Origin of the sequence: Phreatobacter stygius (assembly GCF_005144885.1) — a bacterium.
Taxonomy (GTDB): Bacteria; Pseudomonadota; Alphaproteobacteria; order Rhizobiales; family Phreatobacteraceae; genus Phreatobacter; species Phreatobacter stygius.
The window spans coordinates 5,015,218-5,041,423 of record NZ_CP039690.1 but is presented as its reverse complement, the minus strand read 5'-3'; the positions used below and the strand labels follow the sequence as shown (position 1 = coordinate 5,041,423).

Here is a 26,206-nt window from a genome sequence, read left to right as displayed (position 1 = left end):
GTGCCCGATGGCGCCCCATCGGCTCTAAGGGCGTCATCAACCCCAAGGCCCGGGCTGCCCACGGCCCCAACCCCCAGGACATCCCGATGACCCAGCTTCACAACAAGACCATCATCATCACCGGCGCCAGCTCCGGCATCGGCCATGCCACCGCCAGGCTGTTCGCCAGCCAGGGTGGCCGCCTGGTCGTCGCTGCCCGGCGGAAGCCCGAACTCGACGCACTGGTCGACGAGATCCGCGAGGCCGGCGGCCAGGCCGTGGCCCTCGCCGGCGACGTCAAGGACGAGGCCTTCGCCAAGGCCCTGGTGGACGAAGCAACCGGCCGCTTCGGCGGACTGGACGTCGCCTTCAACAATGCCGGCATCCTCGGCGAGATGGGGCCGACGCCGGACATGGCGCTGACCAACTGGTCGCAGGTGATCGAGACCAATCTGACCAGTGCCTTTCTCGGCGCCAAATATCAGATCCCGGCGATGATCAAGCGCGGCGCCGGCTCGGTGATCTTCACCTCGACCTTTGTCGGCCATACCGCCGGCATGCCGGGCATGGCGGCTTATGCCGCAAGCAAGGCCGGCCTGCTCGGCCTGATGCGGGTGCTGGCGGTGGAGTTCGGCCCGCAGGGCATTCGCGTCAACGCGCTGCTGCCCGGCGGGACCGACACGCAGGCGGCCGCCGAATTCGCCACCACCGAAGAGGCCAGGGCCTTCGTGCGCGGGCTGCATGCGCTGAAGCGGATCGCGACGCCGGAAGAGCAAGCCCGCTCGGCGCTCTATCTCGCCTCCGACGCGTCATCGTTCACGACGGGTTCGACGCTGATGGTCGATGGCGGGGTGTCGATCAACCACACCTGAGCGGACACCGGCGTTGTGACATCAACCCTTTCTGGATCCAGAAAGGGTTGATCCACGCGCGACATCTGCAATCATTATCCAATGACGACCTCTCTCCGGCGTTTCGCAAGGCGCCTGCGCCATGAAGCAACAAAGCCGGAGGACCAACTCTGGCAGCTTCTGCGTGGCCGCCAGTTTGGCGGTTACAAGTTCCGACGGCAGGTGCCGGTGGACCGTTACGTTGTCGACTTTCTTTGCACCGAAGCCCGCGTGGTGATCGAGATCGACGGGCGGCAGCACGGGCCGCTGGCTGATTATGACGCAGGGCGCTCGGACGTCATCTGCAGCTACGGTTTCGAGGTCGTGCGCTTCACCAACAGCGAGATCATGGAGCATCCTGAGCCGAGCCTGGCGCGGCTGAAGGCGATTTTGGATAGCCGGATCGTGGAGTGAGGGATTGCCGTCAGCGGCAAACCCCGACACCGAAAAAGCACAAGCGGATCAACCTTCTCCCAAAGGGAGAGGGTGGCGCCGTCAGGCGCCGGGTGAGGGGCGTGAGCGTTGAGGAAGGTGGCAATGCTCGTCGAGCACACCGCCCTAGCCGGAGATGGACGACCCCTCACCCGCCCGCTGACGCGGGCACCCTCTCCCTCTGGGAGAGGGTTGATTTCGTTGCGCTTTTCTAAGCCAAGCAAACCTTCCCCGAGGTCCCAATCCCCTACAACGCCACGTCGCGATTGACGTTCTTGTAGAGGAGATATTCGACGTCGCCGAAACCGGTCGGATAGAATTGCTGCGGGCAGAAGCCACCCATCCAGATGAAATCCTCGGCCCAGATCTCGTGCCATTCCTGCCCCAGAAAATAGAGCCCCTGCCCCTCCAGCATGTAGAGCCCGTGCTCCATGATGTGGGTCTCGACGTCCGGGAACGACGCGCCGGTCTGAAACCACATCAGGTTCATCTCGAAGTCGAAGCGCATATCACCGAACGGTAGCAGATACTGGAAGCCGCGGCCTTCGAGCCCGGTCGGGTTTTCGCGCGGCACCCGGTCGCGATGCGACACGATCGGTTCCGGTGGCGGCAGATCGATCGCCTCGTAGCGCTTGCGCAAGGCCAGGACGCGAACCTCGTCGCGGCCTTCGTTCTTCAGCGTGAAGGCGACGCCCGGCGGGATATAGGCAAAGCCGCCTCCGGTCAGTTCGGCCGGCTGATCGGCGCCAACCCGAATGACCACGGCGCCCGACAGCACGAAGAGGAAATGCTGGACGCCGGTTTCCACGACGGCGCGGTTGCTGCCGCCGCCCGGCGCGACCTCCAGGACGAACTGGGCGAATTGCGCACCGAGCACGGGCGCCGCCAGGAAGCGAACCACGGTCAGATCATAGGCCGGCAGCCGGCTCTTCAGCACGCCTTCCGGCGGCATGAAAGCATAGTTCCGCCTGACCACGCCGCGATTGTGCCCGATGGCGCCGGGCGGCAGGCGGCCAGCGGGGATTTTGAGAGAGCGCGGATGCATGGGCTGGTCCTTGGTGGCGGATGAGGGGGCGCGAGGCCCCGAGCCTAAAGTGCGGCCACCGGACCCGCCACACATCCATCAGCATGGCGGCGCCGCGTGAGGGCGCGCGAGGCATCGCCACCCGCCATGCCGGCGGCGAACCTCTCGATCTCGACCAGCCAGGCCTCCGCCTGCCTCAAAGCGACCGCGCGATCAGCACCTTCATGATCTCATTGGTGCCGCCATAGATCTTCTGGATGCGCGCATCGACGAACATCCGCCCGATCGGGAACTCCTGCATGTAGCCATACCCGCCATGCAGTTGCAGGCATTCGTCAACGGTCTCGTTCTGTTTCTCCGAGCACCACCACTTGGCCATCGAGGCGGTCACGGTGTCGAGCTCGCCGGCGATCAGCTGCATCACGCACCAGTCGACGAAGACCCGCGCGATCATCGCCTCGGTCTTGCGTTCGGCGAGCTTGAAGGCCGAGTTCTGGAATTCGATGACCGGCTTGCCGAAAGCCTTGCGCTCGCGGGTGTAGTCGACGGTCAGCCGGATCGCCTTTTCCATCGCGGCGACCGCGCCGACCGCCAGCGACAGGCGTTCGCGCGGCAATTGCTGCATCAGCTGCGCAAAGCCCTGGCCCTCGACCTCGCCCAACAGGTTCTCCGGCGGCACGACCGCATCATCGAAGAACAGCTCCGATGTGTCGGATGCATTCATGCCGATCTTGTCGAGGTTGCGGCCGCGACGGAAACCGTCATTGCCCTCGGCCTCCAGCACGACGAGCGACACGCCCCTGGACCCGGGCTCGTCGCTGGTGCGCGCCACCACGACGATGAGGTCGGCGAGCTGGCCATTGGTGATGAAGGTCTTGGAGCCGTTCAGCACATAGGAGTTGCCACGCTTGCGCGCGGTGGTGCGCACCGCCTGCAGGTCCGAGCCGGTGCCCGGCTCGGTCATGGCGACGGCGCCGATGAATTCGCCCCGCGCCATTTTTGGCAGCCAGCGCTGCTTCTGCGCCTCGGTGCCATAGCTGAGAATGTAATGGGCGACGATCGTGCTGTGAACGCCAACCGGCCCGGCGATCTCCGGCACGATGGTCTCGAGATCTTCGGTCACCGCCGCGTCATAGGCAAAGCTTGCGCCGAGCCCGCCATAAGCTTCCGGCACGCTTGCCAGCAGCGCGCCCATGTCGCCGAGCGCGCGCCAGGCCGAGCGATCGGTGATCTTGTCGCGCCGCCAGCGTTCGGCATGCGGCGCCAGATCCTTGGCCAGGAAGCGCCGGAACGGATCGCGGAAGCTATCGAGCTCTTCGGTCATCCAAGGCGAGCGATAGATCATGCCGATGCTCCGGGTTTGGCGGCGCGACTCTTGGCGATGAAGCGATGCACCGCATCACGGAACGGCGCGGTTTTCATGCAGCCGATCAGCTCGGTCATCTCGGCCTCGAGCTGCTCCGCCATCGGCCTTCCGGCCGAAGCATGGACCAGCCGCTTGGTGGCGGCGACCGCTGCCGGATTGAAACCCGCCAGCCGCTCGGCCAGCGCCTTCGTCGCGGCCTCCAGCATGTCGGCCGGCACCACCTTGTTGACCAGGCCCCAGGCTTCGGCCTGGCTGGCGTCGAAGCCGTCTTCCATCAGGTAGATCTGCAGGGCCCGCCTTGCGCCAACGGCGCGGACGAGACCGACCGTGCCGCCGCCATCGGGCGAGACGCCGAGCCGGGCATAGGCCGGGGTGAAGCGGGCGGTATCGGCGGCGATGCAGAGATCGCCCATGAAGGCGAGCGACAGGCCGGCGCCGGCGGCGGCGCCATGGACGCTGGTGACGACGATCGCCGGCAAGGCCTGCAGGCGCTGCAGGAAATCGTGGTGGCTGTCGAGAATGCCCCGCACCATCGGTCCGGGATCATCGAGATGAGCGGCGAAGACGTTGATATCGCCGCCGGCGCAGAAGGCCGGCCCAGCCCCCCTGATCACCACCACGCGCAGGTCGGCGCGGGTGTCGAGCTCGCGGGCGAGGCCTGCCAACGTTGCCGCCGCCTCCGCGCCGACCGCGTTGAAGCTTTCCGGGCGATTGAGCGTCAGTGTCGCGATCGGTCCGTCATAGGTCAGATAGGCGGAAGCATCGGTCATGACACGTTCCTCACATCAAGATGCCGCCGCCACAGACCAGCACCTGGCCGCTGACATAGTTCGATTCCGGGCTGCAGAAGAGATAGACCGCGTCGGCGGCTTCCTCCGGCGTGCCGGCGCGGCCGAGCGGGATCATCCGGTCCATGGTCGCGAGCAGCGCCGGCTGGACACCGACCTTGATCGCGCGGCCCTCGACATCGATCGTCTTCTGCTCGGCTTCGATCGCCTGGGTCAGCCGGGTCTGGATCAGGCCGAAGGCGACACAGTTCACATTGACCTTGTAGCGGCCCCACTCCTTGCAGAGCGTGCGGGTGAGGCCGATCAGCGAGGCCTTGGCGGAGGAATAGCTGGCCTGGCCGGCATTGCCGTAGAGACCGGCGATCGAGGAGATATTGACCACCTTGCGGAACACCTCGCGGCCGGCCTCGGCATCCTTCTTGGAGAGGATGCGGATCGGCTCGGAAGCCGCGCGCAGGATGCGGAAGGGCGCGACCAGATGGACGTCGAGCATGGCCTGGAATTGCTCGTCGGTCATCTTCTGGATGGTCGCGTCCCAGGTATAACCGGCATTGTTGACGATGATGTCGAGGCCGCCGAAGGTCTCCATCGCTGCGCCGACGAAACGATCGGCGAAGCCCGTCTCGGTGACGCTGCCATTGACGGCGATCGCCTCGCCGCCGGCCGCCCTGATCTCGGCGGCCACCGCATTGCCGGGTTCGGCGTCGAGGTCGTTGACCACCACCTTGGCGCCTTCGGAGGCGAGCTTCAACGCGATCGAGCGGCCGATGCCGCGGCCGGAGCCGGAGACGAGCGCGACCTTCCCAGCAAGCTTGGTCATGTCAGATATCCTCAGATCAGAGAGCGGTGACGGATGTCAGAGCGCGATGACGGCTTCGCCGGCGAGCTTGGTCTCGCCGTCGGCATCCTTGGCGGTCAGCGCCAGCCTGGCGCGCCGCTCGCCGCCGGCTTCGAACAGCTCGGTGACGGTGCCTTCGCAGGTCAGCCGCGAGCCAAGCTGGGTGATAGCGGCGAAGCGCGTCGAGAACGAGCGGATGGCGACGGGGCTCACCGCATCGGTCAGCGCCTGGCCGAGATAGGCCATGACCAGCATGCCGTGGGAAAACACGTCGGGGAAACCGGCTTGTCTGGCGAAGTCGATGTCGACATGCATGGGATTGTGGTCGCCCGAGGCGCCGCAATAGAGCGCCAGGGTGTGCCGGCTGATCGGCGGGAAGGCCTTGTGAACGAGACGCTCGCCGACGGCGGGGGACAGAGTGGTCATGGACGCCTCCTCGGGCAGGATTGTTGTTGGGGCCAGGCGCTGCTATGCGCCCGATCGTCCGCGTTAATTCGGCCCGACGGCGGAAGCCGCATCCGGTAACCCTCTCCCTCCGGGAGAGGGTTGGTTTCCACCTCCAGCACCGCCGCGAGATAGACGAGGCGCTGGATCTTTCGGGCCGTCCGAACCACGGCTAGTTCCTGACCACGATGGTGCGCGTGGTGTCGGCGACATGCAGGCCGGCCTGGTTGGTCACCCGCGTCCGGACCCCGACAAAGGTCAGCGCCCCGCCCTTCTTGTCCGTGACATCGGTCACCTCGGACTGGAAGGTCAGGGTGTCGCCGACCACGACGGGTGCGTGATAGGTGAAGCCCTGCTCGCCATGCAGGACCCGGGCGAGATCGATGTTCAGCGCCTCGAGGAATTCGAAGGGGCGGTCGTTGTCCATCATCTCCAGGCAGAACAGATAGGTCGGCGGCACCGGCACCGCGGCGAAGCCCACGGCCTCGGCCGCCTTGGCGTCGCGATAGACCGGATTGCGCTCGCCGATCGTGTTAAAAAAATAGCGCAGGCGCCCCGGCTCGACCCGGGCGGTGATCGGCGTGAAGCTGCGCCCGACAGCGGATTGATCGACCATGACCGCCTCACGCCCGCTCGTAGAGGGTGACGACGCAGGCGCCGCCCAGACCGAGATTGTGCTGCAGCGCCCGCCTGGCGCCGTCGACCTGGGTCGCCTCCGCCGTGCCGCGCAACTGACGGGTCAGTTCGTAACATTGGGCAAGACCGGTGGCCCCCAGCGGATGGCCCTTGGACAAGAGCCCGCCCGACGGGTTGGTCACCACCTTGCCGCCATAGCTGTTGTCGCCGGCGTCGATGAAACGTTCCGCGCCGCCCTCCGGGCAAAGGCCCAGCGCCTCATAGGTGATCAGCTCGTTATGGGCGAAGCAGTCGTGCAGCTCGACCACGTCGAGATCTTCAGGCCCGATGCCGGCCTGCTCGTAAACCTTGGCTGCGGCGGCCTTCGACATGTCGAAACCGACCACCCGCATCATGTCCGCCGTGTCGAAGGTCGATGATGTATCGGTGGTCATCGCCTGGGCCGCGATCACCACATCGGTGCGTAGGCCGTGACGCTTGGCGAAGGCCTCGGAAACCAGGACCGCGGCGGCCGCGCCGCAGGTCGGCGGACAAGCCATCAGCCGGGTCATGACGCCGGGCCAGATGACCTGGTCGTTCATCACGTCCTCGACCGAAACCTCCTTGCGGAAGATCGCCAGCGGGTTGTTCTTGGCGTGCCGGCTCGCCTTGGCGCGGACCTTGGCGAAGCTCTCGAGCCTGGTGCCGTATTTCTTCATATGGCTGATGCCCGCGCCGCCGAAATAGCGCAGCGCCAGAGGGATCTCCGGCGAGCCGACCAGCGTATCGGTCACCTTGTCGAAGGCCTCGAACGGGCTCGGCCGGTCGGTAAACACCGCGCCGAGCGCACCCGGCTTCATCTGCTCGAAGCCCAGCGCCAGCACGCAATCGGCCGCTCCCGAGGCGATCGCCTGGCGCGCCAGGAACAGCGCGGTCGAGCCGGTGGAGCAGTTGTTGTTGACGTTGATGACCGGGATGCCGGTCAGGCCCAGCGGATAGATGGCCATCTGGCCGGCGGTCGAGTCGCCATAGACATAACCGGCATAGGCCTGCTCGATCGCCTCATATCCGATACCGGCATCGGCCAGCGCCAGGCGGCCGGCGGCCGTGCCCATCTCGTGATAGGGCGCGCTCGCACCCGGCTTTGCGAAGGGGATCATTCCCACACCTGCGACGACAACGCGGGATGTCATGTGTTTCCTCCATAAGTTACCGACTGGACATTTTATGACCCAAGGGTAATATATGAAGCGGTCGGAGGGGTCAATCCGGGCCGAAGGGATGATGGACAGAGCCATGCGCGGGCGACCGAAGAGTGTTGAAACGCCGCCAGTGATTGCGCCCCCTTGGGTGCCCTTCGAGGATCGCCGGCGGGCGCGCGACGAGAAGCGCGACGCCGTGCTGCGCATGGCGGTCAAGATGTTCCTGACCGAGGGCTATCACCGCACGACGCTGAACGAAGTGGCGGCGCGGCTGAACATCACCAAGCCGGCGCTCTACAACTACTTCCGCTCGAAGGATGAGATCCTGGTCGAGTGCTACCGGATCGGCCAGGAGACCTATGAGGCCAATATCGAGGGGATCGAGCGCCAGGGCGGCAGCGGCCTGGCCAAGGTGCGCGCGCTGATCCGCGCCTATGTGCGGGCGATCACCACCGATTTCGGCATGTGCGTGACCCGCCTCGACGACCGGGAGCTCTCCACCGAGGCCCGCGCCTCGGTGCGTCGCGCCAAGCGCAGCTACGACACCGCCTTCCGCACCCGGATCGAAGAAGGCATGGCCGATGGCTCGATCATGCCCTGCGACCCCAAGCTCGCAGCCTTCGCGATCGCCGGTTCGCTGAACTGGATCGGCCATTGGTACGAGCCGGGCGGCGAACTCTCGGCCGAGACCATCGGGGAGGAATTCGCTATCCGGCTGACCGGGGGGCTCGCGGCCAAATAGCCAATCCCAACCCGGCACCGAGGGTCCGACAGAGGCCTGTCGACATCACCTTCCAGGGAGGAAGACAATGAACATCACGCACGGCTTCAAGCGCGCGTTGCAGATCAATGCCGGCGGTCTCGCCATCGTCTATGGCGACCGGCGCCGGACCTGGCGCGAGCTCGGCGAGCGCGTGCCGCGGCTTGCCGGCGGCCTCGCCTCACTTGGCGTCGCAGCCGGCGACCGGGTCGCCATCCTGTCCTTGAACTCCGACCGCTATCTGGAGAGCTATCTCGCCACCGCCTGGGCCGGCGCCGTGGTCGTGCCGCTCAACATCCGCTGGTCGCCGCTGGAAAACGAAGATGCGCTGAAGGATTGCCGTGCCAAGGTGCTGATCGTCGACAAAATGTTCGCACCGGTCGGCGACGCCCTGGCAAAGACGATCCCGGGGCTGCGCCTGGTCTATGCCGATGACGAGGCGGCGCCGGCCGGCACCAGTCACTACGAAGAGCTGATCGCGGCGAGCTCGCCGATCGCCGATGCCATGGCCAGGCGCGAGGATCTCGCCGGCATCTTTTATACCGGCGGCACCACCGGCCGGTCCAAGGGCGTGATGCTGAGCCATGACAACCTGATGGCCAATGCGCTGAACGCGCTCGCCGAAGGACTTTTCCCCTCGTCCGCGATCTATCTGCACGCCGCCCCGATGTTCCATCTCGCCAATGGCGCGGCCATGTTCGCGCTGCTCCTCAGCGGCGGCTCCAACGTGATCATCAAGGCCTTCAGCCCCGAGGCCGTCATGGCCGCGGTCGAACGCGACAAGGTGACCGAGGTGCTGCTGGTCCCGACCATGATCCAGATGCTGGTCGACCATCCCGCCTTGAAATCCCACGACATGTCGTCGCTCGGCCGCATCGTCTACGGCGCCTCGCCGATCAGCGAGGCGGTGCTCGACCGCGCCATTGCCGCCCTGCCCCACACCCGTTTCAGCCAAGCCTATGGCATGACCGAACTGTCGCCGATCGCCACGATCCTGCATTGGAACGAGCATATCGGCGAGGGCCGCGCCAAGGGCCGGCACCGCGCCGGCGGCCGCGCCACGCTCGGCTGCGAGGTGCGCATCGTCGACGCCAACGACCAGCCGGTGCCATCAGGCACGGTCGGCGAGATCGTGGCGCGCGGCGACAATGTCATGATGGGCTATTGGGAGCGCCCGGAGGAGACCGAGCGGGCACTGATCGGCGGCTGGATGCATACCGGCGACGGCGGCTTCATGGATGCCGATGGCTTCGTCTATGTCGTCGACCGGGTCAAGGACATGATCATTTCCGGCGGCGAGAACGTCTATTCGACCGAGGTCGAGAATGCCGTGGCGCAACACCCGGCCGTGGCCCAATGCGCCGTCGTCGGCATTCCCAGCGAGGAATGGGGCGAGCAGGTCCATGCCGTGGTGGTGCGCAAGCCCGGCGCCGTGGTCAGCCCGCAGGAGGTCATCGCGTTCTGCAAGGAGCGGATCGCCGGCTACAAATGCCCGCGCTCGGTCGACATCAGCGACACCCCGCTGCCGATGTCGGGGGCCGGCAAGATCCTCAAGCGCGAGCTGCGCAAGCCGTTCTGGGAGGCCAAGGAGCGGCGGGTGAACTGAGCCGCCGGCGCCGCTTCGCCGCGGCACCAATCACATCAGACGCGACAAACCGCGCACCCAAGGGATGGAACACCGCAATGACCCGCTCACTCGGCAAGATGGTTGTCGGCAATATCCTGGCCACCGCGGCGATACGCTTCGCCAACGATCCCGCGCTCTATTGCGCCGGCACCGACCGGCGCTTCACCTTTGGCCAGATCGACGAGCGCACCAACCGGCTCGCCCAAGGGCTTTCGGGGCTCGGTTATGGCAAGGGCGATGTCGTCGCCTTCCTCTGCTCCAACCGCGCCGAAATGGTCGAGACCTATTTTGCCCTGGCGCGGACCGGCATCGTCGGCCTGCCGTTGAACTACCGGCTGGCCGAGCGGGAAATGATCGAACTGATCCGGGCCATGGGTGCGAGCGGGCTGATCTATGAGGCAAGGTTCGCCGGTGTCGCCGACGCGGCCCGCCCACTGGTCAGGCATCGGATCCGGATCGGCGGCGAAGCCTCGTCGGCGGAGCCCGACTATGAGGCGCTGCTCGCCGGCGCCTCGTCCGAGGCGCCCGACATCGAGATCGACGAGGCCGATCCGTTCTATTTCAACCTGACCTCCGGAACCACCGGCCTGCCCAAGTCTTATGTGCTGAACCAGTACAACAACAGCACCCTCGGTCCGATGTTCCAGGCCTTCGACATGACCCGCGACGATGTCGCGATGACCGTCTTCCCAGCCTTCGGGCGGGTCGGCTTCGCCTGGATCGCCGGCGCCATCCTCTATGGCATTCCTCATGTTCTGGCGAATTTCGAGCCGAACGAAACCTTAGCGCTGATCGCGGCCGAGCGGGTGACGATCGTCAACCTGGTGCCGACCATGGCCGCGATGCTGCTGCCGGCGCTCGCCGCCGCGCCGCGGGACGTGACCTCGCTGCGCGCCGTCGTCTTCGCTGGCTCGAGCCTGCCGGCCAGCATTCGCGAGGCGACGATGGCGAAGCTCTGCCCGCGCCTCTACGAATATTACGGCATGCAGGAGACCGGCGCGCTGGTGGTCAGCACGCCCGCCGATCGTGTCCGGCGCCCGGACTCGGTTGGCCGCCCGATCGCTTTCGGTGAGGTGAAGATCGCCGGCGACGACGGCCGGGCGCTTCCCGCCAACCAGCTCGGCGAGATCCTCGGCCGCTCGCCCAACGCGGTGACCGGCTATTTCGACAATCCCGAACAGTCGGCCCGCACCTTTCGCGACGGCTGGATCCATACCGGCGACCTCGGCAGCCTGGATGACGAGGGTTATCTGTTCATCCGCGGGCGCAAGAAGGACATGATCGTCACCGGTGGGCAGAACGTCCACGCCGCCGAGGTCGAGGAGATCATTCTCGGCTGCCCTGGCGTCGCCGATTGCGCGGTGTTCGGCCTGCCCGACGACATGTGGGGCGAGCGGGTGGTTAGCCTGGTCGTGCCGCAGGACCGGGCCGACCTGACGGCCGAGGCGCTCGAAGCCCACTGCCGCCAGCACCTCGCCGGGTTCAAGACGCCCAAGCAGTTCATTGTCGAAACCACACCCCTGCCACGCACGCCGACCGGCAAGGTGCAGAAATTCCTACTGGTCGAACGGTTCAGCCAAGCGAGCGTCAACTAACCGGCACGCGAGGTGCGACCGCTCGCCGCCGACGGACCGGCGTAAAGCGCCTAATGCGCTTTCGGCCCGGAGTGAGCCATTCTGTTGCGCGGCGGACGCGGCGACCCGACCGGAGGGCCGGGCGGCGTGATGCCCGTGGCGCTGGGTGGCACGAAGGCGCAATAGGTCATGAAACGGTTCTCACCGAGAAGCCGCCTGCCGCACCAGTGCCCGCCGCCGGTTTCGCCAGTATCGCCCTCGATCGTGCGCTGCTCCACCTGGGAGTCCGGGATCCTGACCCAGACCCCCTCGATCAGCATATGCACGCCCGACGGGGTCTGGCGATAACGCACCGGCCGGCAGTCGGTGCCATCGCAGCAGCTCCGCCCGGCCTTGTTCTTGAGGTGGGTGTAGATGTCATGGGCCGGCAGCGGCCCGGCCGACATCGCCAGAAGGCCCAAGGCCAGCACAAGGGGCGGGACGTAGCAGGTTGCCGCGAAGGCGACGATGACGCCGGAATGCCGGCGCCAGACATCGCGGCATTGGCGGAGTTTCGAGGTGATGGTGATCGGATAAGGGTCGACGACGTGCACGGCATCCCTCCCTGTCAGGCCTGGCCCGCCAGCTGGAAACGCCGTCCCCCCAATCGCAGCTTCCTGGCTTCGCCGGGCAGCGTACCCAGCCTACCCGCATGACGCCGGGATTCAAAGCTGGCTGGACAGCGGGCGCGGCGGCGGGCTCAACAACGGCTCGCGGCCCGGACATGCCAGACGCGCGCGACAAGGAGCGTCAGGGGTCAACCCTCGGCATCGACGACATAGCCCTCCCAGAACCCCGCCGCCGGATCGATCTGCTCGACCACGTCGACCCAGAGCCCGGAGGGATCGGTGAAACCGAAACGGCGTTGGCCGAAGGGTTCGTCGACCAGATGAAGACCGACCGGGCCGTCATCACGCTGGAACTCGTCGAAAGCCGCCGCGGCATTTTCGACCTGCAGCTCGAAACACGTGCCGAAACCCGGAAAGACCTCGGGTCCGGGCGGCGCGGAGGGATGGTCGGGGCTCATGAAGGCCAGTGTCGCGCTTGCGCCCTCGGCCTGGAGCAGGACGAACCAGGTCGCCTCGAACACCACAGTGAAGCCCAGGTGCCGGCGCCAGAAGTCACGGCATTCGCGCAGCTTCGGCGTGACGATGATCGGATAGCGGTCGACGAAGCGCATCGCGTCTCTCCCGTCAGGCTCAGACCCTGCCTCCCGGAACGACACCCCCGATCGCACCGTCCGTCATGCCGGGCAACGTCCTGACCCTAGCTGGAGCGCGCCAGTGTTCAAAGGGGGCAAGGCAGCGCGACAGGCCGGTCAGCTCAGGCCCGCGGCCTTCAGGTGCTGGCGAAGGCGGTCGGCGAAATGTTTCACCTTCGCCGCCATCAGGCGGTTCGAGGGATAAACCACGAAGATGCCGCTTTCCGGCGTCTTCCAGCCGCTCAGCACACGCACCAGCGCGCCGGACCCAAGCTCGTCGGCAACCGACCATTCCGGCAGCGCGGTGAGTCCCATGCCGGCGAGGGCCGCCGCCCGCATCGCCTCGGTGACATTGGTCAGCAGCACCGGCTTCACCGGCACGGCGAGCAGGCCGTCCACCGTCTCGAAGCGCCATTCGTGACCCCAGAAGACCGGCGAAAAGCCGATACAGCGGTGCGCTACGACATCCTCCGGCCGTTCCGGCGCGCCCTGGCGGGCGAGATAGGCCGGAGAGCCCAAGATGATGATCCGCGAGGTGCCGACCCGCCGGACGATCAGCGTGTCGGCCGGGCGGGGTGCCAGCCGCACCGCGAGATCGAACCCCGCCTCGACCAGATCGACCGGCGGCACGCCGCCGACGATCTCGACCTCCAGGTCCGGATAGTCCTGCATCAGTCCCGACAGGACCGGCACGAGCAGCTGGGTGAAGGCTTCCGGTGCGGCGATGCGCAGGCGGCCGGCCGGTTCCTCATGCAGGGCGCGGGCCTCGGCGACCGCGCCCTGCGCCTCGGCGATCGCTTTGCGGGCCCGGGCGTGGAAGGCGAGCCCTGCCTCGGTCGGCGCGACATGCCGGGTGCTGCGGTCGAGCAGGCGCACGCCGAGCCGCTGCTCGAGCCGGCGCACCGTCTCGCTCACCGACGACTTGGTGACATCAAGCTCGCGCGCCGCCGCGGTGAAGCTGCCGGCCTCGACCACGCGTGCAAAGGTTTCCATGCCGTCGAACAGGGTCATGCGGGATTGTTCGCCTCAACCGAACAGATTGTCGAGTGTCGGGCATCTGATGACAAGGGCGCGGGCGGATTAAGTCAGAGAGGCCGCACACGGCGAGCCCTGCTCCAGGCACCGCTTGCGGTTCAACCGAGGATCCCAGCCATGTTCACCGTCGCCGCCCCCGAACAGATGAACGAGACCTTCGTCCGCGCCTTCAACACACGCCGGCTCGACAATCTCCTGGCACTCTACGAGGCCGACGCCACGCTCTGCGTCGACGGCATGTCCAGCCACACCGGCACGGCCCAGATCGCCGCCGTGCTCGGTGATTTCCTTCAGATGCCCGGCACGCTCACCGGCCGGAACGCCTTCTGCCTCCGCCACGGCGATGTCGCGCTTCTGCGCGCCGACTGGACGCTCACCGGTCCCGACGGCACCACCACACTGGCCGGCAGCTCGGCCGAGATCGTGCGGCGGCAAGCCGACGGCACCTGGCTCTACATCGTCGACCACGCCGTGGGGGCGAGTTTGGAAAGGGTGGGGTGAAGGGCCGGGGATCTTCGGGACATGCCTGGACGGCCCCCCGTCGGACGGCCGGCCAGGCGAGTGGGTCAAGCGCCCAGGGGTTGCCTCGCCAGATCCTTGCCCGCGAGATAGCCAAACGTCATCGCCGGCCCCAAGGTGATCCCCGGCCCCGGATAGGTCCCGCCCATCACCGAATTCATGTCATTGCCCGAGGCATAGAGGCCGGGGATGACGCGGCCCTCGGCATCCAGCGCGCGGGCGTGACCGTCAGTGACGATGCCGCCGGCCGTGCCGATGTCGCCGGGATAGACTTTCACGGCGTAGAACGGCGCCTGATCCAGCGGCCCGAGGCAGGGATTTCCGCCCGTCGCCTCGGCATCGCCGAGATAGCGGTTATAGGCATTGCCGCCCTTGCCGAAATCCGGGTCGCGGCCTTGCTTCGCGTAGCGGTTGAAGCGCGCCACGCTGTCGGCCAGGGCATCGGCCGGCAGGCTCAGTTGGCGTGCAAGGTCGGGGATGGTCGGCGCCTCGAACAGATAACCCGCCTCGACGAGGTGGCGGAACGGCCGGCCGCCCGGCAGCGCCAGGCCGAGGCCCCAGCGTTTCAGGAAGGCCGCATCGCAGATCAGGACGGCCGGAATGGTCGGCTGGGTCTTGTCGCCCTCGACCATGGCAAGGCCGAACTCGTGATAGGAGGTCGCCTCGTTGACGAAGCGCCGGCCGGCGCCATTGACGGCCATCAGGCCGGGCTTGGCGCGGTCCCAGACGAGGTGCGGATATTTGACCACCTCGCCATCCGACCTGGTCAGGATCGAGACCGGCGTCATGAAAATGTTGCTGGAATTTTCCTGGCGGACGGCCGCGCCAACGGCTTCGCCAAGCCTCAGGCCGTCGCCGCTATTGCCCTCGGGCGCCATCGACCAGAGGCCGATGCCATCGGGCAGGAAGGCCTTGCGGCGCTCCGGGTCATGGGGAAAACCGCCGGTCGCCAGCACCACGCCGCGGCGGGTGCGAATGGCAATCTCCCTGCCCTCATGGTCGACCACGATGCCGGTCACCTGGCCACCATCGAAGACGAGGCGCCGGGCCGGCGTTTCGGTGAGCACCGGGATCTGGCGGTCGAGCACACTCTTGAACAGCCGGCCGGCGAGCGCATTGCCGAGCACCAGCCGGGTGCCACGCCGGTAGCGCAGCCGGTCGCCGGCATAACGCAGCACCATGGCCATGCCGTGCCGCCAGGAGGCGAAGGACGAGGTCACCTTCAAGAGGTGTTGCACGTCGGTCATGGTCACCATCATGCCGCCGAGCACGACGAATTCTTTCAAGGGGTCGCGCAGGCGAGCGAAATCCTTGCCCAGCGTCCGCCCGTCGAAGGGCAAGGGGTCCAAGGAGCGCCCGCCGAGCGAGGCGCCCGGCGTCGCCGGATAATAATCCGGCGAATAGGCGCGGGCCACGAGCTTCACCTGCGTGTGGCGCTCGAAATAACCGAGCATCGCCGGGCCGGCGTCGAGGAAGGCACGCTTCATGGTGTCGCTCGACCAATTGCCGACGATCTGGTCGAGATAGAGCTTGGCCTGGTCGGGCGTATCGGCATGGCCGAGGCCGGCGGCCTGGTCATTGTTGGGGATCCAGACCGCGCCGCCCGAGACCGCCGTCGAGCCACCGACAAAGGGCGTCTTCTCGATGATCAGGACGTCGAGCCCTTCAATGGCCGCGGTCAGCGCCGCGCTCATGCCGCCGGCGCCGGCGCCGACGCAGACGACATCGACCTCGCGGTCCCAATGCTGCTGGCTCACAACGCGGCGCCCCGGCGGGAATAATTGGTGACGCTCCAGCCGCCGTCGACGGCAAGCACATGGCCGCTGACATAAGAAGCTTCCTCCGAGACGAGGAAATAGACGGCGTTGGCCACATCTTCCGGCCTGCCGAGGCGCGGAAACGGAATGGGATCGATGTTGAGCGCCTGGAAACGCGGGTCGCCGACGATCCGGCCACGGGTCAGCGCGGTCTCGATGACGCCTGGCGCCACCGCATTCACCCTGATGCCCTTCGGCCCGTAATCGGCGGCCATCTGGCGGGTCAGGCCGACCACCGCCGCCTTGGTGGCGGCATAAGGCGCGACGCCTGGATGACCGAACAGGCCGAAGACCGAGGCAATGTTGACGATGGCGCCGCGGCCGGCCTGGAGATGCGGCAGGGCCTCGCGCGAGAAGCGGAACAGCTGGCGCAGGTTGACGTCGACATAGCGGTCCCATTCGGCGTCGCTGGTCAGATGTGCCGCCTTGGCCGCGCCAATGCCGGCATTGTTGACCAGCCAGTCGAGCCGGCCGAAACGCGCGACCGCGCGGCCGATGGCCGAGGCGGGCGCGTCTTCGGCGGTGACATCGGCCGTGAAGGTCTCGATGGCGCCGGGATCCTCGGCGAATGCCGCGGTCTCGGCGAGGCCATCGGGGTTGAGGTCGACCGCCAGCACGCGGGCGCCGGCGCGGACGAAACGCAAGGTGGTGGCCCGGCCGATGCCGGAACCCGCCCCGGTGACGAGCGCGATATAGGGGGAGGTCATGGCTTGCTCCGTGGTGGTAGCAGGGGTGCCGTTCGCCAAGGGCAGCGCTCAATCAACCCTCTCCCAGAGGGAGAGGGTGGCGCCGTCAGGCGCCGGGTGAGGGGGCGTCCATGTCCAGATAGGGCGCTATGCGTCGTGAGCGTTTGGAGGCAGTTCTCGACAGCCACGCTCCTCACCCGCCCGCTGACGCGGGCACCCTCTCCCTCTGGGAGAGGGTTGGTTAAGCGCGACGCCTCGCCCGCAAAGCACTGTGCTTCATGCCCCATGCGCCACTCGTTATTCGCCACTCGCCCCTCTCACACCGCCGAGCCGCCGAGCGACTTGCCGCCGTCGACGAACAGCACCTGGCCGGTGATGAAGCCGGTTGCCGGCGAGGCCAGAAACGCCACGGCATTGGCGATATCCTCGGGACGGCCGGCCTTGCCGCTCGGCTGCAGCGCCAGTTGCGCGGCCATGCGTTCCGGTGTCAGCGCCCGCAGGATCGGCGTGTCGATCAGGCCGGGCGCCACGGCGTTGACGGTTATGCCGCGCTTGACCACCTCCATGGCGAGCGCACGGGTGAAACTCACCACCGCGCCCTTGGAGGCGACATAGTCGATCTGGTTCTTCGCGCCGAGATAGGCCCGCGAGGCGATGTTGACGATCCTGCCGCCCTCGCCCATCCGCGCCACGGCGGCCTTCGCCAGGATGAAGGGGGCGATGACATTGACCTCATAGGTCCGGCGAAAATCGGCGACGCTGGCCTGTTCGAAGGGCTGGTCCTTGAAGATACCGGCATTGTTGATGAGGACGCCAAGCGGCGGCAGCTCGCCGATCAGCGTGGTCACCTTGGCCTCGTCGGTGATGTCGAGAATGCGCGCTTCGGCCGAACCGCCCCGGCCCTGCACGTCGCGCACGGCCGCGTCGGCCAGCGCCGCATTCAGATCGACCACCACGACATGAAAACCATCCGCGGCGAGCCGTTCGGTGATAGCGCGGCCGATGCCGCTGGCGCCACCGGTGACGAGGGCAAAAGGCTTGGTCATCGAGATCTCCAATCAGGCGCCGAGATAGGCCCGGCGGATGGCGTCGTCATTGGCCAGATCGGCCGACGGCCCCTCGGCGACGATCTCGCCGTTTTCCAGGATGTAGGCATATTGCGAGACGGCGAGCGCCACCGCGGCGTTCTGTTCGACGATCAGCAAGGTCAGCTTCTGCTCGCGGTGCAGGGTCACCACGATGTCGAAGATCTGCTTCACCAGCAGCGGCGCCAGGCCAAGCGAGGGCTCGTCCAACAGCAACAGGCTCGGCCGCGCCATCAAGGCGCGGGCGATCAGCAGCATCTGCTGCTCGCCGCCGGAGAGCGTGCCGGCCATCTGCTTGAAACGCGTGGCGAGGATCGGGAAATAGCCGGTCATCACCTCGATATCGGCCGAGATGCCCGCCCGGTCGTTCCTGAGCTGCGCGCCGATCGCCAGGTTCTCCTGCACGCTCATGTCGCGGAACACTTCGCGTCCCTCCGGCACTTGCGAAATGCCTGAAGCGACGATCCGGTCGGAGCGCTCTCCCGATATCGCGCGGCCCTTGAAACGAACCTCGCCCGAGGTCGCCGGCACGAGCCCCGAGATGACGTTGAGCGTGGTGCTCTTGCCGGCGCCATTGGCGCCGAGCAGCGCCACGATGCCGCCCTCCGGCACTGTCAGGCTGATGCCGGAGAGCGCTTCGATGCGGCCATAACCGGCCGAGACATGCTTGAGTTCGAGCAGATCAGCCATGGCTCGCCGCCTCCGCTCCCAAATAGGCCTCGATGACCCGCGGATGGGTCTTCACTTCGCCCGGCGTGCCCTCGGCGATCTTCTCGCCGAAATTCAGCACCGTGATGCGGTTGGAGATCGACATGACCAGTTGCATGACGTGCTCGACCAGGAGGATGGTGATGCCATGCCGCTGGTTGAGATCGGTCAGGATCTGGTCGAGCCGCTCGATCTCGCGTGAGCGCAAGCCGGCAGCCGGCTCGTCGAGCAGCATCAGCTTCGGCGAACCGGCCAAGGCGCGGGCGAGCTCCAGGAGTTTCTGCCGGCCGAAATCCAGGCTGTTCGCCTTGACGTCGCGAAAATCCTGCAGGCCGGTCTGTTCCAGGATCGCTTCGGCCTTGGCACGGGTCGCCGGCGAGCGTGGTTTCAGCCGCTGCCAGAAACCGGTCTCCTCATGGGCATAGGCGCCGAGCATGACGTTCTCGATGACCGAGAGCTCGTTGAACAATTCAAGGTTCTGGAAGGTGCGGGCGACGCCCAGGCCGGCCATGGCATGGGGCGGCAAGGCCGTGACGTCCTGGCCACGCACGACGATCTTTCCGGTCGCCGGCTGGTAGATGCGCGAGATGCAGTTGAACACGGTCGATTTGCCGGCGCCGTTCGGGCCGATCAGCGCGTGGATCGAACCGGCCTCGACCTCCATGGAGAAGTCGTTGATGGCGACGATGCCACCGAAGCGCATCAGGACGTTGGAGAGAGACAGCATGGCGGCCATGGCGCTCACCGCCTGCCGACAAAAGAGAACATGCCGCGCGGGGCATACATCATGAACAGGATGAGGATGCCGCCATAGATCATCTCCTGGTAGGACGGCACCTGGCGCAGCAGTTCCGACAAGAGCCCGAAAACCATCGCGCCGCCGACCGCGCCGATGAGCGAACCCATGCCGCCGACCACCACCGTGGTCAGGATGATGATGGTGGTCTGGAAGCCCAGGCTGTCCGGATGGATGAAGGTGGAAAAGGTGGTGTAGAGGCCGCCGGCAAGCCCGGCGACGAAAGCCGAGAGCGTGAAGGCGGTGAGCTTCATGCGCGTCACGTTGATGCCGACGGAAGCCGCCGCGATTTCGCTCTCGCGCACCGCACGCAATGAGCGGCCGAGGGTGGAGACATGCAGCACCGCGACCAGCGCCAGGATCACCAGGGTCACCGACAGCACCAGCGGAAAGGCCGCGCGATCGGTGAGGAATTGAAAGCCGAACAGCGTCGCCGGCTTGATGTTGAGGCCGTTCGGGCCGCCGGTGACCGGCGTCCAGTTGAGAAACAGCCATTGCATCGCCTCGCCGAAGGCGAAGGTGGACAGCGCCAGATAGATGTCGCGCATGCGCAGCGACAGGAAGCCGATGAAGAAACCGATCAGCCCGGCGACCAGGCCGCCGGCCAGCAGGGAGAGCCAGAACGGCGCGCCGAGCAGATTGGTGACCAGGCCGGCGGTATAGATGCCGATGCCGTAAAAGGCGGCATGCGCCAGCGAGAACTGGCCGCATTCGCCAATGACGATATGCAGGCCGAGCGCCAGCACGATGGCCACCATGACCAGGTTGACGATGTAGATGACATAACCCGTGGCGAACGAGGTGAGCCCGATCGCACCGGCGATCAGCGCGATCAGGCCGAGGGCCACAAGCATCGCGCCGCGCGGGCTGATCAGGCGTGACGCCTTGGCGGAAATTGCCTCGACCATCAGACCTTCCTCACCTTGAGCGCGCCGCCGAACAGACCCTGGGGCTTGAAGATCAGCACCAGCATGATGATGACGAAGGGCGCGACATTGATGGCGCGCGAGGAGACGAAGAGGCCAACCATGTTCTCGGTGATGCCAATGATGAAGCCGCCGATGACCGCGCCCGGCAGGCTGGTGAAGCCGCCGACAATGGCCGCGGCGAAGGCCATGGTGACGACCGAGCCCATTTCGGCGGTCATCAGCAGTTTCGGTGCGATCAGGATGGCGGCGATGCCGGAAATGGCGCTGGCGAAACACCAGACCATCATCTCGACCCGGCCGAGATTGATGCCGACGAGCTGGGCGGCGCGCCGGTTCATGCCGACCGCGCGCATGGCCCGGCCCGTCTTGGTGAAATTGAACACCCAGAAGAACAGCGCCATGACCAGGACGGCGGCCCCCAGGATGGTGACGTCGAGATAGCTCACCGAGGCGTCGCCGATGGTGAACGAGCCATCGGGCACGACGGAGGGAAAGGTGCGCGGCGTGTCGCCGAAGCCGGTGGAGCGGACAATGCCCTTGACCAGATAGGACAGGCCGAGAGTGGCGATCACCAGGTTGATCGCGACACCGCGGGCGAGCGCCACCTGGGCGAGCACGATGCGCTGGAACAGGCCGGCGCCGATGCACATGACGACGATGGTGGCGATGACCGCCAGCCAGAACGGCAAGGCCATCATGGCGATCATGAAGAAGGCGAGATAGGCCGCGGCCATGTAGAACTCGCCGCCGGCGAAATTCGCCACATCGGTGGTGCGGTAGATGATGACGATGGCGACGGCGAGGAGCGCATAGACCGAACCGGTCACGAGCCCGGACGCGACGCCTTGCTGAATGAACAGAAGAGCGACGTCGAAGGACATTTGGGTCTCTTGAAGTGGCCGGTGGCGGGAGAGGATAGGGACGCAGAAGCACGGCGCGGAACTGACCCTCTCCCGATGGGAGAGGGCCAATTCACCCCTGCCCCGCTCACTGGCCCTGATAGGTCCAGCGGCTGGCGAAAACGCCGGGCACCGGGGTCATCGCCTGGCCGTCGAAGCGGAAATAGATCGAGGCCTTCTGCCCTGCCCGGTCGGTCGGCGAGAAGCTGATGGGGCCTGCCATGACGCCGGAGTCGAAATTCAACTGCTCGATCGCCGCGATCACCTTGGCGCGCGTCGGCTGGGGGCCAGCCGCCTGAAGCGCCCGGACGATCACCATGGCGGGCGGAATGCCATAGGGCATATAGACCTGCGGATGGTCAGGCTTGGCGGCAAGCTCGGGATAGGACTGCTTGTAGAGGTCGTAGACCCAGGCGAGCTTTTCCGAGCCGGGGGCGGCCGCCAGCAGTTCCTGGATATAGACGTTCCGGAAAGCCTCGCGGCTGCCGACATTCTCGACCAGCTGGCGCAGGTTGGCGATGGCGTTGACCGCAATGACGATCGGCTTGTTGACGTTGAGCTCCTGCGCCTTCTTCAGGATCAGCTGGGCGGGCCTGGCATAGGTCGCGATGATGATGGCATCGACATTGGCGGCACGCAGCTTCAACACCGGCGCGGTAACGTCGGCGATGGCGGGATTGATCGACTCGACGATCAGCTCGGCGCCGTTCTGGGCCGCCTGAAAGCGCGCGGCCTCCAGGTTCCACGCGCCATAGGCATCGTCGTGATTGATGTAGCCGATGCGCTTGGCCGACAGCTGGCGGGTGGCGAATTCGATGGTCGAGCCGCCGACCGCGCGCTGCGAGATGGACAGCGCGCCGAAGATGTTCGGCTGGGGCGGATAAAGCGCGCCGTCGCCGGAGGCATTCAGCATCACCCACGGCACGCCCGAGCGCACGACATAGTCGCGCGCGGCGACCACCGGGGCCGAGCAGGAACCGCCGTTCAGCATGAAGACCTGGTCCTGCTCGACCAGCTTCTTCACCGCGGCGACCACGTCATTGGCAGTGCAGCGGTCGTCCTCGACCACCACCTCGATGCGGCGGCCATGGATGCCGCCCTCGCGGTTGATCTTGTCGAAATACATCCGCGCGGCGTTCACCACGTCGAAGCCATAGGCCATGGACGGACCGGAAAGCGGGCCGAACATGCCGATCTTGATGGTGGTGGCGGTGAGGCCCGGCTCGGCTGCCGGGGCCTGGGCCTTCGCTTGCGGCCCCACGATGAGCGCGCCCAGCAGGGCCGCTGAGGCCAGTTTTGGCAAAGTCCTGAAAATCTTGATCATGCGTTCCTCCCGAGAACGGTTTTTTGTCCGAGAACGGATTCTCGTCATTGCATCCGGTAGCCGCCATTCACGTCGATGGTGGTTCCCGTGATGTAGGCGGATGCGGGTGAGGCCAGGAAGGCCACCGCCGCCGCGACATCGGCCGGCTGGCCGAGCCGGCCGAGCGGCACATTGGCGGTCGTCGCGGCGGTGATACCGGCGCCGCCGGCGGCGAGCTTCATCATGTCGGTGTCGATCAGCCCGGGGGCGATGACATTGGCGGTGATGCCCAAGGGCGCCGCCTCGCGCGCCACCGCCTTGGTCAGGCCGATGACCGCGGCCTTGGCGGCGATATAGGCGGCGCTGGCATTGTAGCCACCGAGCTGTGCGGCGACCGACGAGAAGGTGATGATGCGGCCGTGCTCGACCGGGGTCTCGCTCCGCCGCCTCAGATAGGCGCGCGCGCCGAGAAACGGCCCGACCGTATTGACCGCGAAAGTGTCCTGCCAATTGTCGAGCGAGGTCTCGGTGACCAGGGGCCGGCGGCCGTCATGCAAGAGCAGACGCCCGGCATTGCTGACCAGAACCGCGACCGGGCCGATTGCCGTTTCGACCCGCTCGAACATGGCCTCGACCGAGGCTTCGTTCGCGACATCGACATGGAGGCCGAGATGGCCGTCACCCGGCAGCGAGGCCGCCGTGTTGCGGGCCGAGGCCTCGTCGATATCGGCGGATGCCACGGTCAGGCCGGCCGATGCCAGGACCCGGCAGATCTCCCGTCCGATGCCACGGCCGCCGCCGGTCACCAATGCGACCCTCATGATGCATTTCCTCGAGAGACTTGTTTTTTGGTTGGCGCCAACATGTACACATGATTGGGTCATGTCAACCAATCGCGACACTTTACATTGGTGAATTCGCGTCTATGTATCCATGATATGCGAACACGCTCTCAAGACGTCACGGAAATCCTGCGCGACTGGATCCTCACCGGGACCGTCACGGGGGGTGAGCGGCTGGAGGAAATCCCGCTCGCCGAGAAGCTCGGCGTGTCGCGCACGCCGGTGCGCGCGGCGCTGACCCTGCTCGCCAACGAGGGCTTGCTCGATTACCAGCCGAAGCGCGGTTATCTGGTCCGCACCTTTGGCGCCGACGAGGTCTTCGCGGCCTATGAGGTGCGCGCGACGCTCGAAGGCCTCGCCTGCCGGCTGGCGGCGACGTCAGGCATTCCGGACGCGGCCGCGGCGACGCTTTGGGCCTGCGTCGAGGAGGGTGACCGTTACCTCGCCAAGGGATATCTGGCGGAGGAGGATTTCCGGCCCTATCAGGCAATGAACGTCACCTTCCACGAGACCATTCTGAAGCTCTCGGGCAATGTCTGGGCCGAGCGTTTCGTCAACCAGACCCACGGCATCCCCTTCGTCTCCGACCGGATCATCCTGTGGCACGATTACGGGGTGATCCTGCGCTCGCACAACGACCACCACCGCATCACCGAGGCGCTGATCCGGCGCCAGTCCGCCCGCGCCGAAGACCTGATGCGCGAACACGTCTATTTCGCCGGGCTGTTCCTGAAGGAAAATTTCCATAGGATCGGCCGCGGCGCGGATAATGGCGCCGACAAGATCTGAAGGGAGGTCTCTCTTAGACCCCGCACACCTGTCAGTCGTCCTTCGAGGCTCGCTCCGCTCGCACCCTCAGGACGGCCCACCCGACTGCAACAATCCCCCTGAGGAAACGCATCCATGAAGATCTATTTCTCGCCCGCTTCGCCCTTCGTGCGAAAGTGCATGGTGGTGGCCCATGAGCTGGGTCTCGCCGGCCGTATCGAAAAGCTCGCCAGCGCCGCTGGGCCGGTCGTTCGCGACGCGAATATCCGCGCCGATAACCCGCTCGGCCAGGTGCCGACCTTCTTCACCGACGACGGCCAGGCGCTCTATGACAGCCGGGTGATCTGCGAGTTTCTCGACGCCGAGGGCGGCGGCACGATGTTCGGCTCAGGCAAGCAGCGCTGGACGCTTTTGACCGAGCAGGCGCTCGGCGACGGCCTGCTCGGCGCGGCCCTGCTGATTCGCTACGAGCGGGTGGCGCGACCGAAGGAGTTCTATTGGGCCGATTGGGAAAAGGGCCAGATGGGCAAGATCACCGATGCCCTCGACCGTATGGAGAAGCTGGCGCCGGAGCTCGGCGGGCGGGTCGACATCGGCACCATCACCTTCGGCTGCGGGCTCGGCTATCTCGACTTCCGCTTCCCCGACTATGACTGGCGCGCCGATCACCCGAAGACCGCCGCCTGGTACGCCGCGTTCAACGCGCGTCCCTCGATGCAGGCGACGCTACCCAGCGCGTGAGGCAAACAGAGTAGCGCCATACCGGCCCCCGTTCGGAGCAGGTGTGGCGCCCCCTACCCTTGCACGCAGAACCGCGTGATCAGATCGCCATAGATCGCGTGGGCCTCGTCGATCCGGTCGACGAAGCAGAATTCGTCGGTCTGGTGGCATTGCGCGGCCTCACCCGGTCCGATCACCACCGTCGGAACATTGGCGAAGGCAGGAACCAAAGCCGAAGCGTCGGTGAAATAAGGCGCGCCCTTCGGTTCCGGCCGCTCGCCGAAACGCTCGGTCAGGATCGCGAACAGCGGCGCCAGCGCGTCATCGGCCGGATCGGTCGAGTACCCGGCAAAATCGGTGATGACCTCGATCTCGGCCTCCGCGCCGAACAGCTCGGCGATTTCGGCCAGGAGATCGCCGTGGCGGTGGGCCGGGATCGTGCGGAAATCTACGGTGAACGAGGCGAGGTCCGGCACCGAATTGATGTTGAGCCCACCGGAGACGGTCGTCACGGAAGCGGTCGTCGGGCCGAGAAGCGGATGGGCCGGCACCGCAAAGCGGTGTGCTTTCAGGCGCTGGATCCAATCGGCGATCTTGTCGATGGCGTTGTCGCCGAGTTCCGGCATCGAGGAATGCACCGTCCGCCCCCTCGCCCGCACCGCCACGCGCACCGAGCCCTTATGGGCGATGATCGGGCGGTTCGACGTGGGTTCGGCGACAATCAGGAGCGCCGCCCGGCCGAGTGCCCCGGTCCGGCCGAGGTGGAAGGCGCCCTCGCAGCCGGTTTCCTCGCCCGCGGTGATGACCAGCGTGATGCCGCGGCGAGGTTGGGTTCCACCGGCTGCCAGGTCCAGCGTCGCGGTGACGAAGGCCGCCACGCCCGCTTTCATGTCGCTGCTGCCGCGGCCATAGAGCTTGCCGTCGACGATGTCGCCAGCGAAGGGATCCCGGCTCCAGGGTTCCATGCCGAGCGGTACGACATCGACATGACCGGTGAAACAGAGTGGCGCCTCGTGCCCGCTCCCCGCGAGCCGCGCCACCAGCGACGGCCGGCCGGGGGCAAATTCATAGGTCTCGACCGACAATCCCGCCGGCGACAGGAGCGCGCCGAGATGGGCGATACACGCGGCCTCCTCGCCCGGCGGGTTGAGCGAGCGGAACTGGATCAGGCGCTGTGCCAGCGCGACGCTTGGCGAATGCATGGCGGTCATCCCTTCGGGCAAGGCATAACCTAACCGCGTTCGGCCAGCGCCCGGAAGACCAACCAGGCACGGACAGCCCCGCATCGCGCGGCCGGCCAAGCGGTGCGGGGCCGACCTG

At 66.4% G+C, this 26,206-nt stretch carries 28 protein-coding genes; 8 read left to right on the top strand and 20 right to left on the bottom strand.

All coding sequences use genetic code 11. The features are described 5' to 3' along the window. The first annotated feature begins 86 nt into the window (after window positions 1-86). Both E8M01_RS23705 and E8M01_RS23700 read left to right on the top strand, forming a co-directional pair. Entirely contained in the window at window positions 87-851 is a 765-nt protein-coding gene (locus E8M01_RS23705; protein WP_136962421.1) for an SDR family oxidoreductase, read from the top strand. Window positions 852-932: 81 nt separating this feature from the next. Continuing rightward, a complete protein-coding gene (locus tag E8M01_RS23700; protein ID WP_136962420.1) occupies window positions 933-1,283 on the top strand; it encodes an endonuclease domain-containing protein in 351 nt (116 codons plus the stop codon). A gap of 265 nt (window positions 1,284-1,548) precedes the next feature. Here the strand turns inward: E8M01_RS23700 and allE are convergent, their stop codons facing one another. From allE to E8M01_RS23665, 7 genes are all read right to left on the bottom strand, one after another. Beyond that, window positions 1,549-2,346 (bottom strand): (S)-ureidoglycine aminohydrolase, encoded by a 798-nt coding sequence (gene allE / locus E8M01_RS23695; protein ID WP_136962419.1) that lies wholly within the window; start codon window positions 2,344-2,346, stop codon window positions 1,549-1,551. Window positions 2,347-2,521: 175 nt separating this feature from the next. Continuing rightward, window positions 2,522-3,670 carry an acyl-CoA dehydrogenase family protein gene (locus E8M01_RS23690; RefSeq protein WP_136962418.1) on the bottom strand — a complete coding sequence of 383 codons (1,149 nt, stop codon included), beginning with the start codon at window positions 3,668-3,670 and terminating at the stop codon, window positions 2,522-2,524. Beyond that, window positions 3,667-4,461, bottom strand: a complete 795-nt coding sequence (locus tag E8M01_RS23685; RefSeq protein ID WP_136962417.1) for an enoyl-CoA hydratase/isomerase family protein — start codon at window positions 4,459-4,461, stop codon at window positions 3,667-3,669. Before E8M01_RS23685 ends, E8M01_RS23690 begins: the two co-directional genes overlap by 4 nt. Window positions 4,462-4,471: 10 nt before the next feature. Further along, a complete protein-coding gene (locus E8M01_RS23680; RefSeq protein WP_136962416.1) occupies window positions 4,472-5,299 on the bottom strand; it encodes an SDR family NAD(P)-dependent oxidoreductase in 828 nt (275 codons plus the stop codon). Between the two features lie 36 nt (window positions 5,300-5,335). Then, window positions 5,336-5,743, bottom strand: coding sequence for a MaoC family dehydratase (locus tag E8M01_RS23675; protein WP_136962415.1), 408 nt, complete (start codon window positions 5,741-5,743; stop codon window positions 5,336-5,338). Between the two features lie 190 nt (window positions 5,744-5,933). Then, on the bottom strand, window positions 5,934-6,377 hold the full coding sequence (locus E8M01_RS23670) for a MaoC family dehydratase N-terminal domain-containing protein (RefSeq protein WP_136962414.1): 444 nt from the start codon (window positions 6,375-6,377) through the stop codon (window positions 5,934-5,936). 7 nt (window positions 6,378-6,384) lie between these two features. Next, a complete protein-coding gene (locus E8M01_RS23665) occupies window positions 6,385-7,569 on the bottom strand; it encodes a lipid-transfer protein (RefSeq protein WP_136962413.1) in 1,185 nt (394 codons plus the stop codon). Between the two features lie 139 nt (window positions 7,570-7,708). On the opposite strand from E8M01_RS23665, the gene E8M01_RS23660 reads away from it, so the two are divergent. The 3 genes from E8M01_RS23660 (at window position 7,709) to E8M01_RS23650 (ending at window position 11,560) form a co-directional block, all read left to right on the top strand. Further along, window positions 7,709-8,320 carry a TetR/AcrR family transcriptional regulator gene (locus E8M01_RS23660; protein ID WP_342778624.1) on the top strand — a complete coding sequence of 204 codons (612 nt, stop codon included), beginning with the start codon at window positions 7,709-7,711 and terminating at the stop codon, window positions 8,318-8,320. Window positions 8,321-8,387: 67 nt separating this feature from the next. Next, window positions 8,388-9,944 carry an acyl-CoA synthetase gene (locus E8M01_RS23655; RefSeq protein ID WP_136962411.1) on the top strand — a complete coding sequence of 519 codons (1,557 nt, stop codon included), beginning with the start codon at window positions 8,388-8,390 and terminating at the stop codon, window positions 9,942-9,944. Between the two features lie 77 nt (window positions 9,945-10,021). Further along, a complete protein-coding gene (locus E8M01_RS23650) occupies window positions 10,022-11,560 on the top strand; it encodes an AMP-binding protein (RefSeq protein ID WP_170182042.1) in 1,539 nt (512 codons plus the stop codon). Between the two features lie 50 nt (window positions 11,561-11,610). Here the strand turns inward: E8M01_RS23650 and E8M01_RS23645 are convergent, their stop codons facing one another. The 3 genes from E8M01_RS23645 to E8M01_RS23635 form a co-directional block, all read right to left on the bottom strand. Next, the gene (locus E8M01_RS23645; RefSeq protein WP_136962409.1) at window positions 11,611-12,132 is read right to left on the bottom strand and encodes a hypothetical protein; all 522 of its coding nucleotides are present in this window, start codon (window positions 12,130-12,132) and stop codon (window positions 11,611-11,613) included. A 203-nt stretch (window positions 12,133-12,335) separates the two neighbouring features. Beyond that, window positions 12,336-12,758: a VOC family protein gene (locus tag E8M01_RS23640; protein WP_136962408.1), complete on the bottom strand. Its 423-nt coding sequence runs from the start codon at window positions 12,756-12,758 to the stop codon at window positions 12,336-12,338. 138 nt (window positions 12,759-12,896) lie between these two features. After that, the gene (locus E8M01_RS23635) at window positions 12,897-13,790 is read right to left on the bottom strand and encodes a LysR family transcriptional regulator (protein WP_136962407.1); all 894 of its coding nucleotides are present in this window, start codon (window positions 13,788-13,790) and stop codon (window positions 12,897-12,899) included. 141 nt (window positions 13,791-13,931) lie between these two features. Here E8M01_RS23635 and E8M01_RS23630 point away from each other — a divergent pair, with 141 nt between their 5' ends. Beyond that, a complete protein-coding gene (locus E8M01_RS23630) occupies window positions 13,932-14,315 on the top strand; it encodes a YybH family protein (RefSeq protein WP_246088407.1) in 384 nt (127 codons plus the stop codon). A 65-nt stretch (window positions 14,316-14,380) separates the two neighbouring features. On the opposite strand, the gene E8M01_RS23625 is transcribed toward E8M01_RS23630, so the two are convergent. The 9 genes from E8M01_RS23625 to E8M01_RS23585 form a co-directional block, all read right to left on the bottom strand. Then, the gene (locus tag E8M01_RS23625; RefSeq protein WP_215908787.1) at window positions 14,381-16,090 is read right to left on the bottom strand and encodes an FAD-dependent oxidoreductase; all 1,710 of its coding nucleotides are present in this window, start codon (window positions 16,088-16,090) and stop codon (window positions 14,381-14,383) included. Continuing rightward, window positions 16,087-16,857, bottom strand: coding sequence for an SDR family NAD(P)-dependent oxidoreductase (locus E8M01_RS23620; RefSeq protein WP_136962406.1), 771 nt, complete (start codon window positions 16,855-16,857; stop codon window positions 16,087-16,089). The genes E8M01_RS23625 and E8M01_RS23620 overlap by 4 nt, the downstream gene beginning before the upstream one ends. Before the next feature lie 296 nt (window positions 16,858-17,153). Continuing rightward, window positions 17,154-17,882: an SDR family NAD(P)-dependent oxidoreductase gene (locus tag E8M01_RS23615; protein WP_136962405.1), complete on the bottom strand. Its 729-nt coding sequence runs from the start codon at window positions 17,880-17,882 to the stop codon at window positions 17,154-17,156. 12 nt (window positions 17,883-17,894) lie between these two features. Continuing rightward, entirely contained in the window at window positions 17,895-18,611 is a 717-nt protein-coding gene (locus E8M01_RS23610) for an ABC transporter ATP-binding protein (protein ID WP_136962404.1), read from the bottom strand. After that, complete coding sequence (locus E8M01_RS23605; RefSeq protein ID WP_136962403.1) at window positions 18,604-19,365, bottom strand: ABC transporter ATP-binding protein; 762 nt, start codon at window positions 19,363-19,365, stop codon at window positions 18,604-18,606. Before E8M01_RS23605 ends, E8M01_RS23610 begins: the two co-directional genes overlap by 8 nt. Window positions 19,366-19,370: 5 nt before the next feature. Then, a complete protein-coding gene (locus tag E8M01_RS23600) occupies window positions 19,371-20,333 on the bottom strand; it encodes a branched-chain amino acid ABC transporter permease (RefSeq protein WP_215908786.1) in 963 nt (320 codons plus the stop codon). Further along, a complete protein-coding gene (locus E8M01_RS23595) occupies window positions 20,333-21,235 on the bottom strand; it encodes a branched-chain amino acid ABC transporter permease (protein ID WP_136962402.1) in 903 nt (300 codons plus the stop codon). Before E8M01_RS23595 ends, E8M01_RS23600 begins: the two co-directional genes overlap by 1 nt. A gap of 106 nt (window positions 21,236-21,341) precedes the next feature. After that, window positions 21,342-22,577, bottom strand: coding sequence for an ABC transporter substrate-binding protein (locus tag E8M01_RS23590; protein ID WP_136962401.1), 1,236 nt, complete (start codon window positions 22,575-22,577; stop codon window positions 21,342-21,344). Window positions 22,578-22,621: 44 nt separating this feature from the next. Beyond that, window positions 22,622-23,377 (bottom strand): SDR family NAD(P)-dependent oxidoreductase, encoded by a 756-nt coding sequence (locus E8M01_RS23585; protein ID WP_136962400.1) that lies wholly within the window; start codon window positions 23,375-23,377, stop codon window positions 22,622-22,624. Between the two features lie 117 nt (window positions 23,378-23,494). Between E8M01_RS23585 and E8M01_RS23580 the strand changes: the two genes are divergently transcribed. Both E8M01_RS23580 and E8M01_RS23575 read left to right on the top strand, forming a co-directional pair. Beyond that, entirely contained in the window at window positions 23,495-24,187 is a 693-nt protein-coding gene (locus tag E8M01_RS23580; RefSeq protein WP_136962399.1) for a GntR family transcriptional regulator, read from the top strand. A gap of 114 nt (window positions 24,188-24,301) precedes the next feature. Continuing rightward, window positions 24,302-24,907, top strand: a complete 606-nt coding sequence (locus E8M01_RS23575; RefSeq protein ID WP_136962398.1) for a glutathione S-transferase — start codon at window positions 24,302-24,304, stop codon at window positions 24,905-24,907. Window positions 24,908-24,960: 53 nt separating this feature from the next. On the opposite strand, the gene E8M01_RS23570 is transcribed toward E8M01_RS23575, so the two are convergent. Further along, complete coding sequence (locus E8M01_RS23570; protein ID WP_136962397.1) at window positions 24,961-26,088, bottom strand: M20 family metallopeptidase; 1,128 nt, start codon at window positions 26,086-26,088, stop codon at window positions 24,961-24,963. Window positions 26,089-26,206 lie beyond the last annotated feature (118 nt).